Origin of the sequence: Streptomyces sp. (assembly GCF_036566765.1) — a bacterium.
Taxonomy (GTDB): domain Bacteria; phylum Actinomycetota; class Actinomycetes; order Streptomycetales; family Streptomycetaceae; genus Streptomyces.
Genome location: NZ_DATCVQ010000265.1, coordinates 1 through 18,098, shown reverse-complemented (window position 1 = coordinate 18,098; position 18,098 = coordinate 1). Strand labels below are relative to the sequence as shown.

The following is an 18,098-nucleotide window of genomic DNA, read 5'->3' as shown; positions in this document are numbered from 1 at the left end:
ACGCGTACTCGGTGGAGGCGCGGAAGCTGTACTCGGTGTCGTTCGAGCGGGTCCTCAGGTTGCCCGCGGGGATCACCAGGCGCTCGCCGGGGAAGCGCGCGGACAGCGCGGCGCGGCGCGCGGCGGTGTGCGCGGCCTGCGGGATCGGCTCCAGGCCGTGGAGCTCCGTGTCGGCCCAGCCGGACTTCATGTTCTCGGCCAGCTCGTCGGATACGCCCTGGTACAGGCCGTTCTTGCGCTGCCGGACCGGCTCCCCGGATGAGGGCACACCGCTCTTCGGGACCGGAGGGAGAACATTCTTCTGCGTCTCGTCCGAGACGCGCGTGTGCGAGTGGGTCATGGAGATCCTTCCGTCCTTCATGAGCACGCCGCTTCCCTGTGAGCGCGCCTTCGGCCGCACACGATGTCCCATGCCATGGGCTGCTCCGCTGTGCCACGTGCACAGCGGAGCGCGGCGAGCGGTGCGCCGGGCACGACGCGTGGAGGCCTCGCGACTCCGGCGATCACCTGAAGGCAGGGATCGTCGTGATCGGGTCGGTCCTGGGCGTTCGGCCCGGTCGCATGCGGCTCGCCTGTGCGCGGTGCACATGGCCGCCTCCCGGCTGCTTCCTAGAGTGCCGCCACCCCTCAGTCAGGAGGGACAAGGCCGATGATGAGGCATGGAGGGCAGTCGATGAGTGCCGTGCACGAGGCGAGACCAGGGGCAGCGGAGTATCCGGCGGGGGCGGCGCGGCCGCTTCCGGTCGGGCATTGGTTCGAGGACATGCCGCTCCGGCGCGCGCACCTCCTCGCGGCGTTCGCGCTCTTCATGGCGTTCGTCATCGAGTCGTGGGAACAGCTGGCCCTGGTCTACGTCTCCGGGGACCTCGGTACCGCCTTTGGAATCGGCGAGGGCCGGATCGGCTGGGCCCTGTCGGCGGTGGCGCTGGGGATGATCCCCGGCTGTCTGGTCTGGGGACCCGTCTCCGACCGGATCGGCCGCCGAGGCGTGTGCCTGTGGTCGCTGGCCGCATACGGCGTCTTCGCCCTGGCCAGCGGGCTCTCGCCGAGCTTCACCGTGCTCATGGTGACGAGGTTCCTGTCGGGCCTCGCCCTCGCGGGCATCTACACCGTCACGTTTCCCTACTTCCTGGAGCTGCTCCCGTCCCGGCTGCGGGGCCGGGCCGCCGTCTATCTGTCCATCGGATGGCCCGTCGGTGTGCTGCTTGCCGTGGGGGCCACGCAGCTCCTCGGCGGGCTGGGCTGGCACGTGGTCGCCCTCGCGAGCGGTCTCGCCGGGGTCTGGGTCATCGCGATCCGCGCCTGGGTGCCCGAGTCCCCGTACTGGCTGGCGGAACGCGGCCGCCATGCCGAGGCAGCCGCCGTGCTGCGCCGGCTCGGAGCCGACGTGCCCGAGGGGACGGTCTTCGCCTCCGGCGGTGACGACTCGGGCGGGCAGCGGCGTTCGGGGCGGACGACCGACCTCTTCCGCGGTCGGCTGCTGCGCCTGACGCTCCTGATGCTCGTCGTGAACTTCAGCTTCAACTGGGGCTACTGGGGCCTGCAGACCTGGCTGCCCACCCTTCTGCAGGACAAGGGGCTGAGCATGTCCGCCAGCCTCGGTTTCGTCGCCCTGAGTGCGGTGTGCATGATCCCCGGCTATGTGTCGGCGTCGCTGCTGACGGGCCGGTTCGGACGCAGGAAGGTCTTCCTGCCGTACGTCGCGCTGGCTGCCCTCTCCGGCGTGGCCTTCGCCTACGCGGACACCCTCACCGAGATGTACGTCGCCAACTTCGCCCTGTCCTTCTTCTGCCTGGGGGCATGGGGCGTGTGGAACACCTGGAACGGCGAGTTCTACCCGACGCCGCTGCGAGCGACGGGATACGCGTGGGCCACGGCCGCGCAGCTGGGCGCCACCTCGCTCGCCCCGTCCGTGGTCGGCTACCTCCTCGGCCGGGCAACGGGCTACTCGTCGACGATCCTGTTCATCATGGCCTTCCTGGCCGTGGCCCTGCTGTGCGCGATGCCGCTGCCGGAGACCGAGGGCAAGGACCTGGAGTAGTGCGAGACGTCCCGGGCCCGCTGCGCGGATCGGTGGGCCCTGGACGTCGGTGGAAGGATGGTGGCGTGAGACTTGCCATCGACCTGGGGCGGGCCACCTGCGTGGCGGTTCTCGTCGATCGCGACGGGCGGACCGTGGCGGAGGCCGTCGTGGACAGCAGGCCCGGGGCGGCGGAGTCGGTACGGGGCGTCCTCGCGGAGCTGGGCCCCCTCGCCCCGGCGGCGGAGTCGGTCGTCCTCGTCACCGATCTCGCCCGGCGGTCCCCCCGTCCGCAGCGGGTCGCCCTGTTGCGCATCGCGCCCACCAGTCACCCGGCCCTCGCCCCGCTCGCCGACTGGCCCGCGTCGGCACGGGCCGCCGTCGACGCGCTGACCGCCCAAGTCCCCGGGGGCGCCACGCTGACCGGACGGCCGCCGGCGCCCCTGGACAGGGACGCTGTCGCCGCCTTCGCACGGCGCGCCCGGGAAGCGGAGATCTCGGCTTTCGCCGTCTGCGCGGCCGGGGCGCCCGCGGAGCCAGGGCCCGAGCTGGACGCCGCGGCCGCCCTCGCCGACACCGTGCCGGGCGCGGCCATCAGCCTCTCGCACGAGATCGGCTCCGTGGGCCTGCGGGAACGCGAGAACGCCACGGTCGTCAACGCGGCACTCGGCGGCTGGGCTACGGAGCTGGCCGTCGAGGCCACCCGGGCGCTGCGCTCGGCCGGGCTGACGGCGCCCTTGTACTTCGCCAGGGACGACGGGGGTCTGATCTCCGCCGAATACTTCCGGCGCCATCCGGTGATCGCCACCGCTCCCGCCACGACCTGCGCCGCCCGTGGGGCCGCCGCCCGCGCGGGCGTCGCCGACGCGGTCGTGGTCGACGCCGGCGCACGCTCAGTCCGCTGTCTCACCCTCGGCGACGGCAATCCGGAGCGCTCCGTGCGGCCGGGGCAAGGCCCGCTGGGCGTTCCCGTGCACCTCGGGTCCCCGGTGATCCATGAGGTGGGCCCGAGTGTCCGTGACACGCTGCCGGCCGACCCGAACGTCATCGCCCGCATCGCCGCGCGGCAGCTGGAGCGCGTCGCGGGTGCCGTACTCCTGCATACCGGCGGGGGAGTGGGTGACATGGGGGCCCCGCCCGCCGCAGCCGACGTACGCGCTCGGCTGACCGACGCCGCCCGGTTCGCCGCCACCTCGGTGTGCCGCATCGCGTCCGAGCGGCTCGTCACGGCGGCCGGACGTGCTGAGTTCGAACTGATGCTCGCCACGGCATGCGACCGTGCCCTGTCCCGCGTGGTGGCTGCGGGCGCGGCTCCCGACACGGCCCGCATCGAGAGCGTCAGCCACGCGCCGGTCGCCTACCTGCCGGCCGGAGTGCACCGCGTGACGGTGCACGCGGTGGGGCAGCCGGCGGCGGGAGTGCCCGCATGAACGTCGCCCGGCCAGAGGCTCCCTCGCTGCCGATGCTGACCAGCACTGATCTGGGGCGGCTGGCGGTGGGGGCACGGGTGCTCGCCGCAGGCACGGAGGAATCCGCCTACCGAGTCGCCCTGGACTGGGCGGGCGCCGAGCTCGCCGCACACGGTCCGGTGCCACTGCTGCCGCCCGAGCGGCTCGGCGGGGTCGGTCTGTGCGTCTGCGTGACGCTGGTCGGCGCCTCGGCAGCCCTCGCCGAGCACCTCCCCACGGGCGTGGAGCCGCTCAAGGCCGTCGCCGCGGTCGAACGCGTCGTCGGGCGCCCCGTGGAGGCGGTCGTGGCCCTCAACACCGCCGCCGAGAACGCCCTGATCGCCCTGGCGACGGCCGCCCGGTGTCGGCTCCCACTCGTCGACGGGGACGGCTGCGGGCGCGTACTGCCACTGCTGGAGCAGACCGTCTTCACCCTCGCGGGGGTGGCCCCGGCCCCGCTCGCCCTCGCCACCTGCGACGGGGACGTGATCACGATCGAGTCGGCGGGGAGTCGCGTGGAGGAACTGGTACGCCCTCTGGTGTTGGCCGTCGGCGGCTGGGCCGTTGCCGCCGCCTACCCCATGGACGGCACCGCCCTGGCCGGCTGCCTGGTGCCGTCCACCGTCAGCCGTGCCCTCGCGGCGGGCTCGGCGACCGAGCGTGAGCGGTTCGCACCGTGGCGGCCGAAGAGGCTGTGCCGAGGCCGGATCACCGCCGTGGAGCAGGCTCCGGACACCGTGCACGACGAGGGATCCGGCGCGGCCCGCGGCTTCCTGGACGCCGCCGCACTGCCCTCCCGGCCGACCAGTGTGGTGATCTCCGAGGCCGAGGGGCTGCGTCGCCGGTTCCGGCTGGAGGCCCACAACGAGGTGCTCCTGGCCCTCGGTGACGGCGCCGTCGTGGCCGCGGCTCCCGACCAGATCCTCATCCTGTCCGCCGCGGACGGAAGCGTCGTGGACGTCGAGCGTGCGGTCCCCGGAACAGAGGTCGAGGTGGTCGTCATCGAGGCGGCGCCGCCCTGGCACACGCGTGAAGGCCGGGCCTTGGCCCGGATGGGCGTACCGGCGCTGATGGAGCGGAACGGAGGTGGCCCATGGTGAGGGAACCGGTTGCCGCGGACCGCTACCTGACGCTCGCCGAGCTCGTCCAGCACGGGCCTCTCGCCGGTGTCACCGTGTACGGGCCGGCCGATCGCGCGGTCGACGTGCGGGCCGTACGCATCGCCGACCACCTCGACGCGCTGGACGAGCTGCAGCCGCACACCGCCGTCGTCCTGACCGGCCTCGCCGCGTCGGCGGCGTGGACCATCGAGATGGCCCTGCGCAAGGCGTGGGAGCACGCCGCGGCCTGCGTGGTCGTCGCTCGGGGCGCGGGCAACGCGGAATCCGCCGCGGATCTGGCCGAGCGGCTCGGTGTGCCGTTGCTCGTGGTGGCGGGCAGCGCCCTGGACGCCGCCGTGCGGATCGCCTCGGCCGTGGCCCAGCCCGAGGCGGGCCGCACGGCACTGCTGGCGACGGCGGCCCGGCGCATCACCGCGGCCGGACCGCGCCCGGTGCGCATCGTCTCGGCCCTGCACGCAGTGCTGCCGTCGACCGATGTCGCGCTCGTCGCTCCGTCCGGCGAGGTGATCGCGGGCCGGTCCGCCGCGCTCGACGCGCCCGCCGGCGCGGTGGGCGTGCGGGTGGAGGTACCCGACCCGGACGGCGGTCCGCTCGCCGTGCTGGCCGCGTCTTCCCGGTCCCGCGTCGCGGGCTGGGAGTCGACGGTCCGAGAGGTTCTGGGGCTGGCCGTCGCTCCGCTGACGGCCTGGGCGGCGCGGGAGCGCCTGACCTCGGAGCGCCTGGGCCTGCACGCGTCGGGACTCCTTGTGGAGCTCGTGTACCGGGGCGGGGCCGCGCCGACGCCACAGGACCAGGAGCAAGGCCAGGATCAGGGCCGGCACCCGGCCCAGGGGCAGGAGCAGGAGCCGGGCCCGGCCGAAGAGCGCGACCCGCTGCTCATGCAGGCCGTGGCGCTGGGCTGGCCCGTGCGCGGTCCCTTCGTGGTGTATGTCGTACGGCCCGCAGAACAGGACCGCGGCGGCGCGCTGCTGGCCTCCTGGTGGAGCCGGACGGGCCCGGGCGGGCCGCTCGTGGCCTACGAAGGGTGCTGGGTGGCCTGGGAGCAGCAGGATGACCTGCCGCCGGCGCGGGATCCCCTCGCCCGTGCCGGCGACAAGTTGCGGGCCGCGCTGGTCCATCCGTCCCTGCTGGTGCCGCTGGCCGGGGCGGTGGCCGGTCCGGCCACGGACCTCGCGGGCCTCGGGCCGGTGTTCGCCGACGCGGTGGCCGCCGTGAGCGTCACGCGACCCGGCACGGTCGTGCGGGCCGACCGGACGGGCCCGGAGCAGCTCCTGGCCGCTGTGCCGCGTGACGTGCTGCGCGGCCCGGCCGAGTCACTGCTCGCCGCGCTGCTGGAGGCCGACAGGGACGGCAGTCTGCTGCGCACCCTCGCCGTGGTCCTCGACGTCGCCACCCCGTCGGCGGCCGCGGCCAGGCTGGGGGTGCACCGCAATACGGTCACCGCCCGCGTGGAGCGGCTGCGGGCCCTCGGCTGCGACCCCGAGGACCCGAGCCTGCGGCTGGCCCTGCACCTGGCCTGCCGCGTTCTGCTCGACGATCCTTCCGGCGGACCGTCAACGAGCTGACAGGTAGTCGGCCTCTGCCCGTGCCGCGCTGAGCAGCCCCTGACGGATGTCATCGGCGACCGCTTCGACCGTGCGCTCCGACGCCGGACCGAAGCCGCCGCCCCCGCCGCTCTCGCAGCGCAGCACATCGCCTTCCCGAACCGGGAGGGCATTGGTCTTCAGCAGGGAACGCTCGTCGCCCCGGCCGGGGTTGAGCGTGACCCTGGGCGGGGCGCCCGCCTCGCCGCCGAAGAGGCCCCATGCCGGGGTCACCGACCGTTCCCACCACAGCGACAGGTCCTGGTCCGCGGTGAACCGGTACTGGCGTACGACGCCGTTGCCACCACGGGTGCGGCCCGCTCCCGCCGAGTCGACGCGGACGGCGTACTCCTCCACCCGCACCGGGAAGAGCGTCTCCAGGACCTCGACCGGCATGTCGCGCAGGGAGCCGTTGACGTTGTTGATCAGGCACGTCTCGCCGTCGCCGGTCTGCCAGGCGCCCCAGCCGCCGACGGTGGCCTCCTGGGAGACGAACAGCTTGTCGGTGCGCGGGTCGACCCCGGTGAACTGCACGATCATCGAGTCGCCGTACGAGGCCGCCGCCGCCTTCTCCGGCAGCGCGGGCGCGAGGGCCCTGACCACCAGGTCGATGACGAGTCCCAGGTGCGAGTAGTAGTACTGACACGCCGCCGGCTCCACCGCGGCGAGCATCGAACCCGGCCGGGTAAGGACGTCGAGCGGCTTGAACGAGCCGCCGTTCAGCGGGACCTCGCCGCTGACCAGCAGCTTGTAACCGACCCGGCAGGCGGCGACGGTCTGTGCGGCGCCGCAGTTGACCGGCCCGGTGGCCTGGTCGGCGCAGTCGGTGACGTCCATGGTCATGCGGTCGCCGTCCACAGTGACCCGGACGGTGACATGCAGGGGCGTGCCGAGGTCGATGCCGTCGTTGTCGAGCTGCCCCGTGGCCTCGTACACGCCGTCCGGGATCGCGGCGATCTGCTCGCGCTCCAGGCGCTCGGTCTGCTCGAAGATCGCGTCACGCGCTGCCAGCAGGGTGTCCGTGCCCCAGCGCTCCACGATCTCCCCCAGGCGTCGGCCGCCGGTGAGCGCGCAGGCGACCTGGGCGCGCATGTCGCCGAGCGTGGGCTGCGGGAAGCGGACCTGCCGGGCGATCAGATCCTGCGTCAGCACGCAGGGCTCGCCACGCTCGTAGATCTTCAACGGCCCCATGCGCAGGCCCTCTTGGTAGATCGTCGTGGAGTCCATGGACCCGCCGGGGTCCTTCGACCCCATGTCGATCCAGTGCGCCCGGGACGCCGCGAAGCCGACCAGCTCGCCGCCGACGTGGATGGGCGCGTAGACGGTCACGTCGTTGAGGTGGGTGCCGCCGATGTAGGAGTCGTTGAGCACCCAGACATCGCCCTCCTGCCACACCTCCCGGCCGTACATGCGCTCCGTCGCGCGCGTGCACTCCTCCAGGTTGCCGAGGAAGATCGGCAGTCCGGACGACTGGCCCAGCACGTGGTGATCCCGGTCGAGGAGCGCGACCGCGCAGTCCTTGGCCTCGTAGATCGTGGGTGTGTAGGCCGACCTGATCAGGGTCGTGTTCATGTCCTCGGCGGCCTGGAGCAGGGCGCAGCGGATGATCTCGGTGGTGACCGGATCGATCACGGGGGTAGGGGCGTTCACGCGTTGCCTCCGAGCTTGACGACGAGAAAGCCGTGCGGGTCGACGGCGACGGTCGCGTCCGGTGGGACGACCGTGGTGGAGGTGGCTTCGACGATGACTGCGGGACCGGCGAACTGATCGCCCGCCGCGAGGTGTTCCCGGCGGAGCACGGGCGTCTCGTACGCCCGGCCGCCGAACACGACGGGCTTGGTGCGGCCGACCCAGGGGTCTTGGCCGTCCTGCGGCCCGTACACGGTGGGCTCGGTCTCGGGCAGGGCGCCGAGACCCGTCGTCCGCAGCGTGACGAACTCGACCGGGGCATCGGGGGTCGCGTGCCCGTAGCGGCGCTCGTGCAGCGCGGCGAACCTGGCCGCGGCGCGCGCGAGGAAGTCCTCGTGCAGGGGTTCCTCGGCGGCGTCGAGCGGAACGGTCAGGGTGTAGTCCTGGCCTTCGTACCGCATGTCGGCGGCGTGCTCGACCCGGCTGCGCCCGGCGGGCACACCCTGCTCGGCCAGCGCGGCCAGGGCCTGCGCCTGCAACTCGCCGAGGGCTTGCGCCATCGCGGCACCGTCGAGGACGTCACCCGGGGTGAAGAACTGGCGGGTGAGGTCGCGACGCACCTCGGTGCCGAGCATGCCCCAGGCGGAGAAGGCGCCCGGGAAGCGGGGGACGACCACCTCTTCGACGCCCAGTTCACGAGCGATCTCCACGGCGTGCATGGGTCCCGCGCCGCCGAACGCGAGGAGCGCGAACTCCCCGGGCTCCAGGCCGTGCTCGACCGTCAGCGTGCGAATGGCCTGGGCCATCTTCGCGTTGGCGACCTCGCAGATCCCGCCTGCCAGCTCCACGGGTTCGATGCCCAGCTGTCCGGCCAGCTCGCCGACGGCTCGGTGGGCCGCCTCGACGTCGAGCGTCATGTGCCCGCCCGCGAACCACTCCGGATCCACCCGGCCCAGTACGGCATTGGCGTCCGTCACCGTGGGGCGGGTGCCGCCCCGCCCGTAGCAGGCCGGTCCCGGAACCGCTCCGGCCGACTCGGGCCCCACCCGCAGCCCGCCGGCCTCCAGGTACGCGATCGAGCCGCCTCCCGCGCCGATGGTGTGCAGGTTGACCAGCGGCATGAGCACCGGAAAGCCGTCCGCCGAGCCCTCGTTGGAGATGTCGGGCCGCCCGTCGAGCACCAGCGACACGTCGAACGACGTACCCCCCATGTCGACACAGATGGCGTTCGGCCGGCCGAGGAGCGCCGCCGCGGCCACGCCTCCCATGGTGCCCCCGACCGGTCCCGACAGAAGGGTCTGCAGTGGGTTGCGGCGCGCGAAGTCGGCGTTGACCACTCCACCCGACGACTGCATCACCTGGACGGGCACCCCAAGCCCACGCTCGGTGAACCGCTCCTCGATCCGCCCGAGGTAGCGCCGCACGACGGGCCCCGTGTACGCGTCCAGGACGGCGGACGAGGTGCGCTCGTACTCACGCCATTCACTGGCCACCTGGTGAGAGAGGACGATCATGACGTCCCCGTCCTTCAGCTCCTCGGCGAGGATCTCGCCGGCCCGTACCTCGTGAGCGGGGTTGACGTAGCTGAAGAGGAAGGAGACCGCGACCGCGGTGTAGCCCTCGGCGCGGATCCGCCGTGCTGTCGCCCGTACCGCGTCCTCGTCCAGCGGACACAGCTCCTCACCGCGCCAGTCGAGCCGTCCGCCGGCCTCGGCGGTGGCCCGGCGCTCCACCAGGGGCACGGGCTTGCGGTAGTGCAGGTCGAACATGCGGTCCCGGTTGCCGCGCGCTATGTGGTAGATGTCGCGCATGCCCGCGGACATGAGGAGCAGGACGCGGGCGCCCTTGCGTTCCAGCAGCGCGTTCAGCCCCTGAGTGGTGCCGTGCACGAAGAACGAGATCGCGCCGGGATCGTCCACCACCCTCCCGAGCGCGGCGAAGACCCCCTCGGCCAGATCACCTGGCGTCGTCGGGGCTTTCGCCGCGATGTAGGTGCCGCGCGTCTCGTCGTACGCGACGACATCCGTGAAGGTGCCACCGATGTCCATGGCCACCCTGTACGTCATTTCTGCCTCCCTGCTGTCCGGAGAATGGACGGACGTTAACCAGGGCGGCCCGGGACGCGAGTGTGCGGCGTGCACGGATGGAGGGGGTCGGTCGGGCGCGCCGCACAGGCGGCGTCAGACGTCGACCGCGGGTACCCCGCCCGGCTGCCGGACGTCTTCATGGAGATGCACGATGAGCCAGCCGCCGTCGGCGTCCCTGCGCAGCACCGCCGTGTTGCGCACCAGCTCGGGACGTGTGGCGGCTCCGTCCGGTCCCGGGGCGAAGTCGACGCGCAGCCAGTAGCGCAGCAGGGCGGTATCGCCGAATACGTCGACGACCGGGTCGTAGGCGACGAGGCCGGTCTCCACCGGACCGCTTCCGGGCTCCGGCCGCTCGTCGCGCAGCCGCTCCAGGTCAGCCCTGCCGAGGAGCAGCGGATCGGCTGCGGAATCCCAGACCGTCGCCTCCGGGTCGAGCCGCGCGTCGATGGCCGTCCGGTCCCCGGCCATGTATGCCTCGTACATTCCGTTGATCACCCCCCAGACAGCGTCGGCGTCCGAAGAGGAGGCGCCGGGGCGTGCGAGCGGGCCGGACGGGGTGCGTGACGACATGGGACGGCCTCCGAGAGCTGCTGTGTCAAGTGCGGCGTCACTGTAGCCAGCCGCCGCCCCACCGCCGGCCGTGGCTCGGGACGCCGCGTACCCGGCGCCTCAGGGCTCGCTCGGCATCAGCCGGGCCGCGCCGTTCCGCTGGGTCGGAAACCGCGATCAGCTGATCGCCGAGGTCATCTGGTCGCTCACGGAGCGGCCCTGGAGCAGGCTGCGGCCGAGGCCCCGGGCCTGGGAGGATCCCGCATCGGAGACGCGGGATCCGTGGACCTGATCAGCGGCGACGAACCCGACGCGACCGAACGGCGGCCGCCGTCGCCGCCCTGCTGCGCTGAGCCGCCCACTGGCGGCCGGGGACGTCTTTCTCGGCTCAGTCCTCGCCGCGGCGCACTTCCCGCCGCGGAAAGCCCAAGGTCTCCGCATAATGAATGGATAGAACGGCGGGTGGAAGGGGACGTCTCGTGCCATCGGCTCGGCCGGGGGGCGAGGAGGCTCACGGCCCGTTCTGGTCCGAGCCGGGGACGCTGCTTGAGCATGTGCCCGTGGCCGTCTTCGGCATCGATGCCGGCGACCGCGTCTGTTATTGGGGGCCGGGCGCGCGGGACCTCTTCGGGTACGACTCCACCGCCGTCCTGTCGAAGCCCGGCGCCGTTCTCTTCGCCGACGGGCCCCAGAGCCCATCCGAATCGTGCGCCCGGCTGACGCAGCGAGGCCGGACCCAGGGGTATTGGAGGGGCCGGCTGACGGCACGGCACCGTGACGGCACAGTCTTCGACTGCGGCTTCCGGGTCTTCTCCGTGACCGGAGCCGGAGGGCCCTCGGTGGTGATGGTCCTGGCGAGCCGTAGCGACGAGCTCGATCGGGTCAAGACCAACCTCGCCTTCCTCGACGCCCTCTTCGAGACCTGCCCCATCGGCCTGGTCATGCTCGACCCGGACCTCCGGTACGTCCACCTCAACCAGGCGCTCGCCGACATGGACGGCCTTCCGATCGAGGCGCACCTCGGGCGACGCATGGACGAAGTCATGATCATGTCCGACGGCGGCGAGTACCAGCGCATGCTCCGCGACGTCGCCCTGGGCGGAGCGCCGGTCGTGGGGACGCTGGTCGGCATGCGCCCGCGGGGGCATCCGGACCGTGACCAAGTGCGGTCTGTGAGCTTCTTCCCCTTGAGTCAGGCGGTCGGCTCGCGTCCCGGAGTGGGTGGGCTGATGGTGGATGTGACGGACCGGGAACAGGCGATCCTGGAAGCCACCGCCAGCCGTCGACGACTGGCTCTCCTGGACGGGGCCTCCACGCGTATCGGGACCACCTTGGACGTGAACGTCACCGCCCAAGAGCTGGTGGACGCGTCGATGCCGGATTTCTGCGACGGGGCCGTGGTCGAGGTCGTGGAGTGGATGGACGAAGCGGAGGATTTTGACCCGGCGCGACCACTGATCACCCGCCGGATCGCATCCGGGACGATCCTGCCCCCTCCGGCCACCGAACTCGTGAGCGGGGTGGAAAAGGTGCGGTATCCGCCCGGCTCCGTCATCCACGACATGCTGCAAACCGGTCGTGCCGTCTCCGCCGTGGTGAACGAGGAGTTCCTGGCCCGGACCGTCCTCATCGAGTCGCGCGCACGGCTCTTCGCCGAGAGCGGGTTGGCCTGCGTCCTCGTCGCCCCGCTCATCGCCAGGGGCACGGTCCAGGGAATCGCCATGTTCGGCCGGTCCGCGGGCCGGCCGGCCTTCACCCAGGACGATGTCAGCCTTGCCGGTGAGCTCGCCTCACGTGCTGCGATCTGTTTGGACAACGCCCGTCTGTACAGCCGTGTCCAGGACATCGCCCTCACACTGCAGCGGGCGTTGCTGCCCAGCGCGTTGGCGACCAGCCGTTACGTGGACGTGGCCCACCGGTACGTGCCCGGCGGCCGGACCACCGAGGTGGGCGGAGACTGGTACGACGTGATCAATCTGCCGGACGGCCGGGTCGTGCTCGTGGTGGGCGACGTGATGGGGCACGGGGTGTCGGCCGCGGCCGCCATGGGCCGCCTTCGCATCACCACCAAGGCTCTGGCCAGGCACGACAGCGAGCCCGACGACCTGCTCACTGAGCTCGACGCGTGCGCCCAGGAGGCCGGCATCGAGCTGGCGACGTGTCTGTACATCGTCTACGACCCGACGAGCGGACGCGCCCGCATCGCCAGCGCCGGCCATCCCCCGCCCCTGGTGCTCCGGCCGGACGGCACAGTGGAGACCGTCGACGACGTCCTGGGAGTCCCTCTCGGCGTCGGCGGCTGTCCTTTCACGACGATCGAGATCGAACTTCCCCGGAACGCGATTCTCGCCCTGTACACAGACGGCCTCATCGAGACACGTGGCGGGGACCTCGAGGTCGGCCTGACGGCATTGCGCGCCGAACTGGGCGGAGCCCCGGGGACGTTGGAAGCCATGGCGGACCGCATCCTCGCGAGCCTGCTGCCCGCCCCGCCGGCCGACGACACGGTTCTCGTCCTCGCCCGCGTCCGCCGCGCCCCTTGAGAAGGCGTCGAGTCTGGCGTGTCCGGTGGTCCGAAGGGGCGGTGAACCGGGATCTGTCTGACCCTGGTGGTCCGTGAACGGCTCGGATCTTGGTGCACCCTCGCAGCGTTGCGGGCTCGGTGCGCCATGCCGTACTGGTCCGTCAGGGGTGGAGGCGCGTTACTTCGGGGTTGAGCAGTGGGCCACTCCGACGCCGCGTGCTGCGCAGGCGACCAAGCGCGTGGCCACCACGGACGACGTAATCGAAATCATGCGAACTGTGACTGTTCGTGTCAGCGTGAACGTGAGGAATCCATGCCCCGTATGAAGGAGTCGCCGTCATGGGCGGTAAGCAGGACAAGCGCCAGGAGCCGGGCAAGGGCCGTGAGGCGCAGCAGCACCAGCGCCCCGGAGACCCCGCACACCCCCGGCCGGGCAAGTCCCGCGAGCAGGGAGAGAAGCAGGGGCAGAAGGAGACCTCGCACGGCCGCGAGGACGACCTGCTGCGCGAAGAGGACCTGCACGACGAGACGTTCTGAGCCCAGCACCAAGGCGTCGGCAGGGACGGCTGTCCGCCGATTGCGTGGACCCGAAGGAGAGGCACGGCACCGTCTTCTCCGTCTCGCAACGGCAATCGTGACGGCCTGAGTTCCGGACAGGCACTGCGCTTGCCGACCTCGGGCACGACAGCGGGGGACCGGCTCGCCGGCCACCCGGCCGGCCTGGAGACATCGCGTACCGCCCACCGCCCTCGCGCGCTGTGACGAACCGCGGAGTGGCGAAGTGAACTGCTGCGCAAGAGTGACGATCACGCGCGTCGCCGATCGCACAGCAGTCAGGACCGATACGACAGAACTGTCGAGAGTCGCCTTTCCGAAGCCCGCAGCCCGGAAGTGGTGGCCTCATCTCCCCGGTGGAAGGGAATGCCCTCATGTCTGCACCGTCGACGATCGACCACAACGCCCGCGGATACAGCGTTGAGCTCGCCTATTGGATGGTCCAGGCCGCCGAGCTGGCCTACAAGGACGAGGACGCCATCGAGCAGAAGGCCCGGGAGTGGGGTTTCGACCGGGTGCGCCACCACCACACCCGCTTCACGCCGCCCTTCCCGCTCCAGGACACCCAGGCGTACACCATCGCCAGCGACCGCATGATCATCACAGGCTTCCGGGGCACGGAACCGGCCCAGATCCGCGACTGGCTCTCCGACGCCACCACCCCGCCCTGGCCGGGCCCCGCCGAGACCGGCTACATCCACTACGGCTTCGGGGAGGCCCTGAACTCCGTCTTCCCCTCCGTCCGCGGCACCCTCGCCGAACTCCGCGACCACGATCAGAGCGTGTGGTTCACGGGGCACAGCCTCGGCGGCGCCCTGGCGATGCTCGCCGGATGCCGGCTCTACCTGGAGGAGCCCCGCCTGCAGGCGGACGGCATCTACACCTTCGGCCAGCCCCGCACCTGCGACCGGCTGCTGGCCGCGGCCTGCAACAAGGGTTTCAAGGACCGGCTGCACCGCTTCGTCAACAACAACGACATCGTCCCCCAGCTCCCGCCCGAGCCCGCATACACCCACGTCAACACCCTGCGCTACATCGACTCCACCGGCCGCATCCGCTCCTCCATGCCATTGCTCGGTGCACTCACCGACCGGGCCAAGGGCATGACGGCGGACCTCCTCGCACCGGCCGCCGACGCCGTACGCGACCACCCCATCAAGCAGTACGTGGCAGCGCTGGAGAAGAACCTCGCCTGACGCCGCGCGGCTCCGCGCGGCCATGCCTGGTCGCCCTTGAAGCTCAGGCGTGCGGCCTGCCCGTCTTCTACCAGCCCGTGTCCGGCCTGCGTGACGCGCTGGAGGACTCGGGACTCGCCACGGACTTCACCAGCACCGCAACCCTCACCCTGGCCCGGCTGCGTATGTCCCCGGGCCTGCTGCCCGCCCTGCGGCGGCCGGGCTCGCCAACGCCGCCCGCTACTTGCTCAGCACCACCGCCGACGCGCTGACCGGCCGCGCCTTGTACGCGTCGGTCATCGAGTGGGTGAGGCCGACGGCGGCTCACCCGACCGGGGTAGGCCAAGTGCCCAACCCGAGCTGCGAGGTGCAGGCTCGTGGAACAGCAGCCACACGCTGATCGCGCGCTCGACCAACCCTGCCCGGGCGCCTGCCGGGCAACGGCGCCCCCGCCGGATCCCCGCCAGTCGGGGGCGGTCGCCAAGTACGAGGAGAAGAAGGCGCGCATCGAGCGGCCCAGTACCGCGACGAGCAGGCGGGGTCGAAGAGCCTCCGCCCGGGCGCCGGAACCGATCGGGGAGGGGGTGCCCGGGCAGGGAGGTGGCGCGCTGCCAGGAGCTGACGGCGGCCCCAGGTCGTCCGCGGCAGCGTGGAGGACGATCAGCGGCAGCAGCACGCAGCGCCCGCCGGCCGGGCCTACGTACGCCTCGGGCAGACCCCGTGCGGCCCGCGTGCGCGTCGAACTTCAGGAGACCGTCATCTGTCTCGCCCACGACCAGGACCTGATCGGCATGCTCGGAATGTCCGACGCCGTCTGTGCCGGAGCCGCCGCCGTCGTCCAGCAGCTGCGCGCCCTTGGCGTCTCCCGCCTCATCCTGCTCACCGGCGACCATGCGACTGCCCGGCATCCGAGGGTGTGGGCGGCGAGCCGCTCGGTCGGGATGCAGGCGCAGCACAGGGGCCCGGTGTGTCGGGCTGTTCCAGTGTCCGGCGGCTGCGGGCACGGCTGGTGACGGTGCGACAGGCCACGGCAACCTTCCTTCGCGAGGCGCGGCAAGGCTGTTCCCCAGTCTAGATGAACATGATTTTCGTCGGCTATTGTGTGCCCGCTCGTGCCGGGCGATCCGGCCGAGCGCGCCGACCACCACGGGCACGGCGACCACCAGTGACTGCTCGAAGGAGCTAAGGGCGAGGTCGTCCCGGAGCTGTGGGCCAACGGGGGCCAGCAGCGCCCACGCCCAGAAACAGAGCGCGAACCCGATGGTGGTGAGGACCAGCATCTGCCACGGTCGCGGCGCATCCGCGACCGTCCGGCTCCCCATGCTCCGGACCATGGTGGCCCCGTGTGCGACATGGAAGTCGACCCCACGACCGCACCCGAACACCGAGAAAGCCCCGCAGGCCCACTGCTGAGCGAACTGGATGTCGGCGCGCTGCCCATCTGCGGGCCGGACAACCGGCTGCACGGCATCACCACCGACCGGGACATCGTGGTGAAGTGCCTTGCCAAGGGCAAGGACCCCAACGGATGACGGCCGGGCACCCCTCGCCCAGGGCAAGCCGGTCACCTGGACGCGGGCGCCGACAGCGAAGAGGTGCTCGCACGATGCAGGATCACCGCATCCGCCGCGTGCCCGTGATCGACGATCACCGCCTGATCGGCATGATCAGTGAGGCGGACCTGGCGCGGCGCCTGCCGGAGGAACGGGTTGGCCGATTCGTCGAGGAGATCTGCCGCTGACAGCACCGGAGCCGTGGCGCCATGGGCCGGTCGGTCCTTCCTGGTGCGGCCCGTTCGGCCCCGTCGGACACCCCCCTTGGACGCTGCGCCACATGACGTCGCGGGCGGACGATTGGGTTACGGAGTCGGACCGGGCCCCGGAACCCGATCCGCCGCCTGTCCGTACCGACTCGGGTCCACGGCGACCGTCCTGGGCCCCGTACACGAGGAGCAGGCAATGGCCGGAGGCAAGGTGGAACGCAGGCACAGCCACTTCCCCGACTTCAACGACTGGTTCAACCGGGAGTTTCCGGGGCTGCCGGGCTGGCGCCCCGGCTCCGCCGCCCATTCCATCCCGGTCGAGATGACCAGCGGGGACGGCGAGTACGTCCTGAAGGCAGAACTGCCGGGCATGGACCCGGACAAGGACATCAGCATCAGGGTCGACGACAACCTCATCACCGTCAGTGCGGAGCACAGCGAGAGCACGGAGGACAAGGAGCACTCGGAGTTCCGCTACGGATCGTTCCGCAGGACACTGCGCCTCCCGGGCACGATCCCGGTCGACGACGTCGACGCCTCGTACGCGGACGGCATTCTCACCGTCCGCATCCCGATGCCCGAGGAGGAGACACCGACCGGGCGGACCATTCCGGTGAAGCGGGCCGACACCAAGGCCGAGGGAGAGGAACCATGAACGCCAAGCGTGTCCTGGTCGCCTACGGCAGCAAGGGCGGCGCGACCGCAGGAATCGCCGAAGAGATCGGCCAGACGCTCCGGGACGACGGCTTCGACGCCGTCGTCCTGCCGGCCGACATCGTCACCGACGTCAGCGGTTACGACGGAGTCGTCCTCGGCGGAGCCCTCTACGCCGGGCACTGGAACGGCAAGGCCCGACGATGCGCCCGGCGCAACGCCGGACAACTGCGGCACCGTCCTGTCTGGCTCTTCAGCTGCGGTCCGGTCGACCGTTCCGCGGATGACCATGACATCCCGCCCGTACGCGGGCCTTGAACGTCGTGCCCGGAACGACGCTGACCGCCGTGGGCGTCATCAGATCCGCGACGCTGCGGTGCCTCATCGCTCGTCACGTTCTCGCGCGTTCGACCGGCGGCCCCACGTTCAGGATCGCTCGCTGCCGCCGTCATGGGGAGGGCCGTCCGGCCCCTGGGGTTGCCCGTGGTCGTCGGCGTAGGCCGCGAAGACCCGCTCAGGTTCCCCGCCCGTGCGCAGGAAGCTCTGGTCGAGCACGACGGCCAGGTCCTCCAGTGCCCTGCGTAGTACCGACGCGGAGAGCCTGACGTCCGGGTGACGCGCCCCGTTGGCTTGGTCCGCGAGGCCGAGGACGTAGCGGAGCTGCCGGGGCAGGGACGTGTTCTCGTCCACGTCGTGGAAGTAGTACGACTCGGCGTACTGCAGGAAGTCGACCGTGATGGTGGAGAGGGCCGAGGCGAGTCCGTCCAGGAGAGCGGCGCCGCCGTCGGAGTCGAGCGCCTGGGCGGTGGCCCGGCTTCGGCGCACGTGCGACAGCCGCAGGGCCAGCGCCCTGCGGCGGGCCAGCGCCGGGTAGATGCCGAGGATCCAGGCGACGGTCGCCGACAGCAGGACGAAGCCCACGAGGGCTTCCATGGGGGCGAGTACGCGCAGCCATCCGGAGGCCGGCGCGATGTCGCCCAGTCCGAGCGTG

The 18,098-nt window shown here is 71.8% G+C and carries 16 protein-coding genes and 4 pseudogenes; 14 read left to right on the top strand and 6 right to left on the bottom strand.

The features are described from left to right. Window positions 1-340: pseudogene (locus VIU94_RS14980) on the bottom strand (aminopeptidase P family protein); the annotation flags it as partial. A gap of 333 nt (window positions 341-673) precedes the next feature. Here VIU94_RS14980 and VIU94_RS14975 point away from each other — a divergent pair. From VIU94_RS14975 to VIU94_RS14960, 4 genes are all read left to right on the top strand, one after another. Then, the gene (locus VIU94_RS14975) at window positions 674-2,041 is read left to right on the top strand and encodes an MFS transporter (RefSeq protein WP_331911625.1); all 1,368 of its coding nucleotides are present in this window, start codon (window positions 674-676) and stop codon (window positions 2,039-2,041) included. Window positions 2,042-2,106: 65 nt separating this feature from the next. Next, a complete protein-coding gene (locus VIU94_RS14970) occupies window positions 2,107-3,450 on the top strand; it encodes a hydantoinase/oxoprolinase family protein (protein WP_331911623.1) in 1,344 nt (447 codons plus the stop codon). Then, window positions 3,447-4,568, top strand: a complete 1,122-nt coding sequence (locus VIU94_RS14965; RefSeq protein ID WP_331911621.1) for a DUF917 domain-containing protein — start codon at window positions 3,447-3,449, stop codon at window positions 4,566-4,568. The genes VIU94_RS14970 and VIU94_RS14965 overlap by 4 nt, the downstream gene beginning before the upstream one ends. Then, entirely contained in the window at window positions 4,562-6,154 is a 1,593-nt protein-coding gene (locus VIU94_RS14960; protein WP_331911619.1) for a PucR family transcriptional regulator, read from the top strand. The genes VIU94_RS14965 and VIU94_RS14960 overlap by 7 nt, the downstream gene beginning before the upstream one ends. On the opposite strand, the gene VIU94_RS14955 is transcribed toward VIU94_RS14960, so the two are convergent. From VIU94_RS14955 to VIU94_RS14945, 3 genes are all read right to left on the bottom strand, one after another. Then, window positions 6,143-7,822, bottom strand: coding sequence for a hydantoinase B/oxoprolinase family protein (locus tag VIU94_RS14955; RefSeq protein ID WP_331911617.1), 1,680 nt, complete (start codon window positions 7,820-7,822; stop codon window positions 6,143-6,145). The genes VIU94_RS14960 and VIU94_RS14955 overlap by 12 nt on opposite strands. Continuing rightward, window positions 7,819-9,867 (bottom strand): hydantoinase/oxoprolinase family protein, encoded by a 2,049-nt coding sequence (locus VIU94_RS14950; RefSeq protein WP_331911615.1) that lies wholly within the window; start codon window positions 9,865-9,867, stop codon window positions 7,819-7,821. Before VIU94_RS14950 ends, VIU94_RS14955 begins: the two co-directional genes overlap by 4 nt. A 114-nt stretch (window positions 9,868-9,981) precedes the next feature. Beyond that, window positions 9,982-10,371: a YybH family protein gene (locus VIU94_RS14945; protein WP_331911613.1), complete on the bottom strand. Its 390-nt coding sequence runs from the start codon at window positions 10,369-10,371 to the stop codon at window positions 9,982-9,984. 157 nt (window positions 10,372-10,528) lie between these two features. Here VIU94_RS14945 and VIU94_RS14940 point away from each other — a divergent pair, with 157 nt between their 5' ends. From VIU94_RS14940 to VIU94_RS14915, 6 genes and pseudogenes are all read left to right on the top strand, one after another. After that, window positions 10,529-10,729 carry a hypothetical protein gene (locus tag VIU94_RS14940; protein ID WP_331911611.1) on the top strand — a complete coding sequence of 67 codons (201 nt, stop codon included), beginning with the start codon at window positions 10,529-10,531 and terminating at the stop codon, window positions 10,727-10,729. 154 nt (window positions 10,730-10,883) lie between these two features. After that, a complete protein-coding gene (locus VIU94_RS14935) occupies window positions 10,884-12,980 on the top strand; it encodes a SpoIIE family protein phosphatase (RefSeq protein WP_331911609.1) in 2,097 nt (698 codons plus the stop codon). 320 nt (window positions 12,981-13,300) lie between these two features. After that, the gene (locus tag VIU94_RS14930) at window positions 13,301-13,498 is read left to right on the top strand and encodes a hypothetical protein (RefSeq protein WP_331911607.1); all 198 of its coding nucleotides are present in this window, start codon (window positions 13,301-13,303) and stop codon (window positions 13,496-13,498) included. Window positions 13,499-13,890: 392 nt separating this feature from the next. After that, window positions 13,891-14,712 (top strand): lipase family protein, encoded by an 822-nt coding sequence (locus tag VIU94_RS14925; protein WP_331911605.1) that lies wholly within the window; start codon window positions 13,891-13,893, stop codon window positions 14,710-14,712. 26 nt (window positions 14,713-14,738) lie between these two features. Then, window positions 14,739-14,977, top strand: a pseudogene (locus VIU94_RS14920) (glycosyltransferase); the annotation flags it as partial. Between the two features lie 445 nt (window positions 14,978-15,422). Further along, window positions 15,423-15,704, top strand: a complete 282-nt coding sequence (locus tag VIU94_RS14915; protein ID WP_331911627.1) for a hypothetical protein — start codon at window positions 15,423-15,425, stop codon at window positions 15,702-15,704. 108 nt (window positions 15,705-15,812) lie between these two features. Here VIU94_RS14915 and VIU94_RS14910 read toward each other — a convergent pair. Further along, window positions 15,813-15,971: pseudogene (locus VIU94_RS14910) on the bottom strand (MFS transporter); the annotation flags it as partial. 63 nt (window positions 15,972-16,034) lie between these two features. Between VIU94_RS14910 and VIU94_RS14905 the strand changes: the two are divergent. From VIU94_RS14905 to VIU94_RS14890, 4 genes are all read left to right on the top strand, one after another. Beyond that, a complete protein-coding gene (locus tag VIU94_RS14905) occupies window positions 16,035-16,223 on the top strand; it encodes a CBS domain-containing protein (RefSeq protein WP_331911603.1) in 189 nt (62 codons plus the stop codon). Between the two features lie 74 nt (window positions 16,224-16,297). Next, window positions 16,298-16,432, top strand: coding sequence for a CBS domain-containing protein (locus VIU94_RS14900; protein ID WP_331911601.1), 135 nt, complete (start codon window positions 16,298-16,300; stop codon window positions 16,430-16,432). A 217-nt stretch (window positions 16,433-16,649) separates the two neighbouring features. Continuing rightward, window positions 16,650-17,108, top strand: a complete 459-nt coding sequence (locus VIU94_RS14895) for an Hsp20/alpha crystallin family protein (protein ID WP_331911599.1) — start codon at window positions 16,650-16,652, stop codon at window positions 17,106-17,108. Next, window positions 17,105-17,425 carry a flavodoxin domain-containing protein gene (locus VIU94_RS14890; protein WP_331911597.1) on the top strand — a complete coding sequence of 107 codons (321 nt, stop codon included), beginning with the start codon at window positions 17,105-17,107 and terminating at the stop codon, window positions 17,423-17,425. The genes VIU94_RS14895 and VIU94_RS14890 overlap by 4 nt, the downstream gene beginning before the upstream one ends. Before the next feature lie 108 nt (window positions 17,426-17,533). On the opposite strand, the pseudogene VIU94_RS14885 reads toward VIU94_RS14890, so the two are convergent. Next, window positions 17,534-18,098: pseudogene (locus VIU94_RS14885) on the bottom strand (two pore domain potassium channel family protein); the annotation flags it as partial.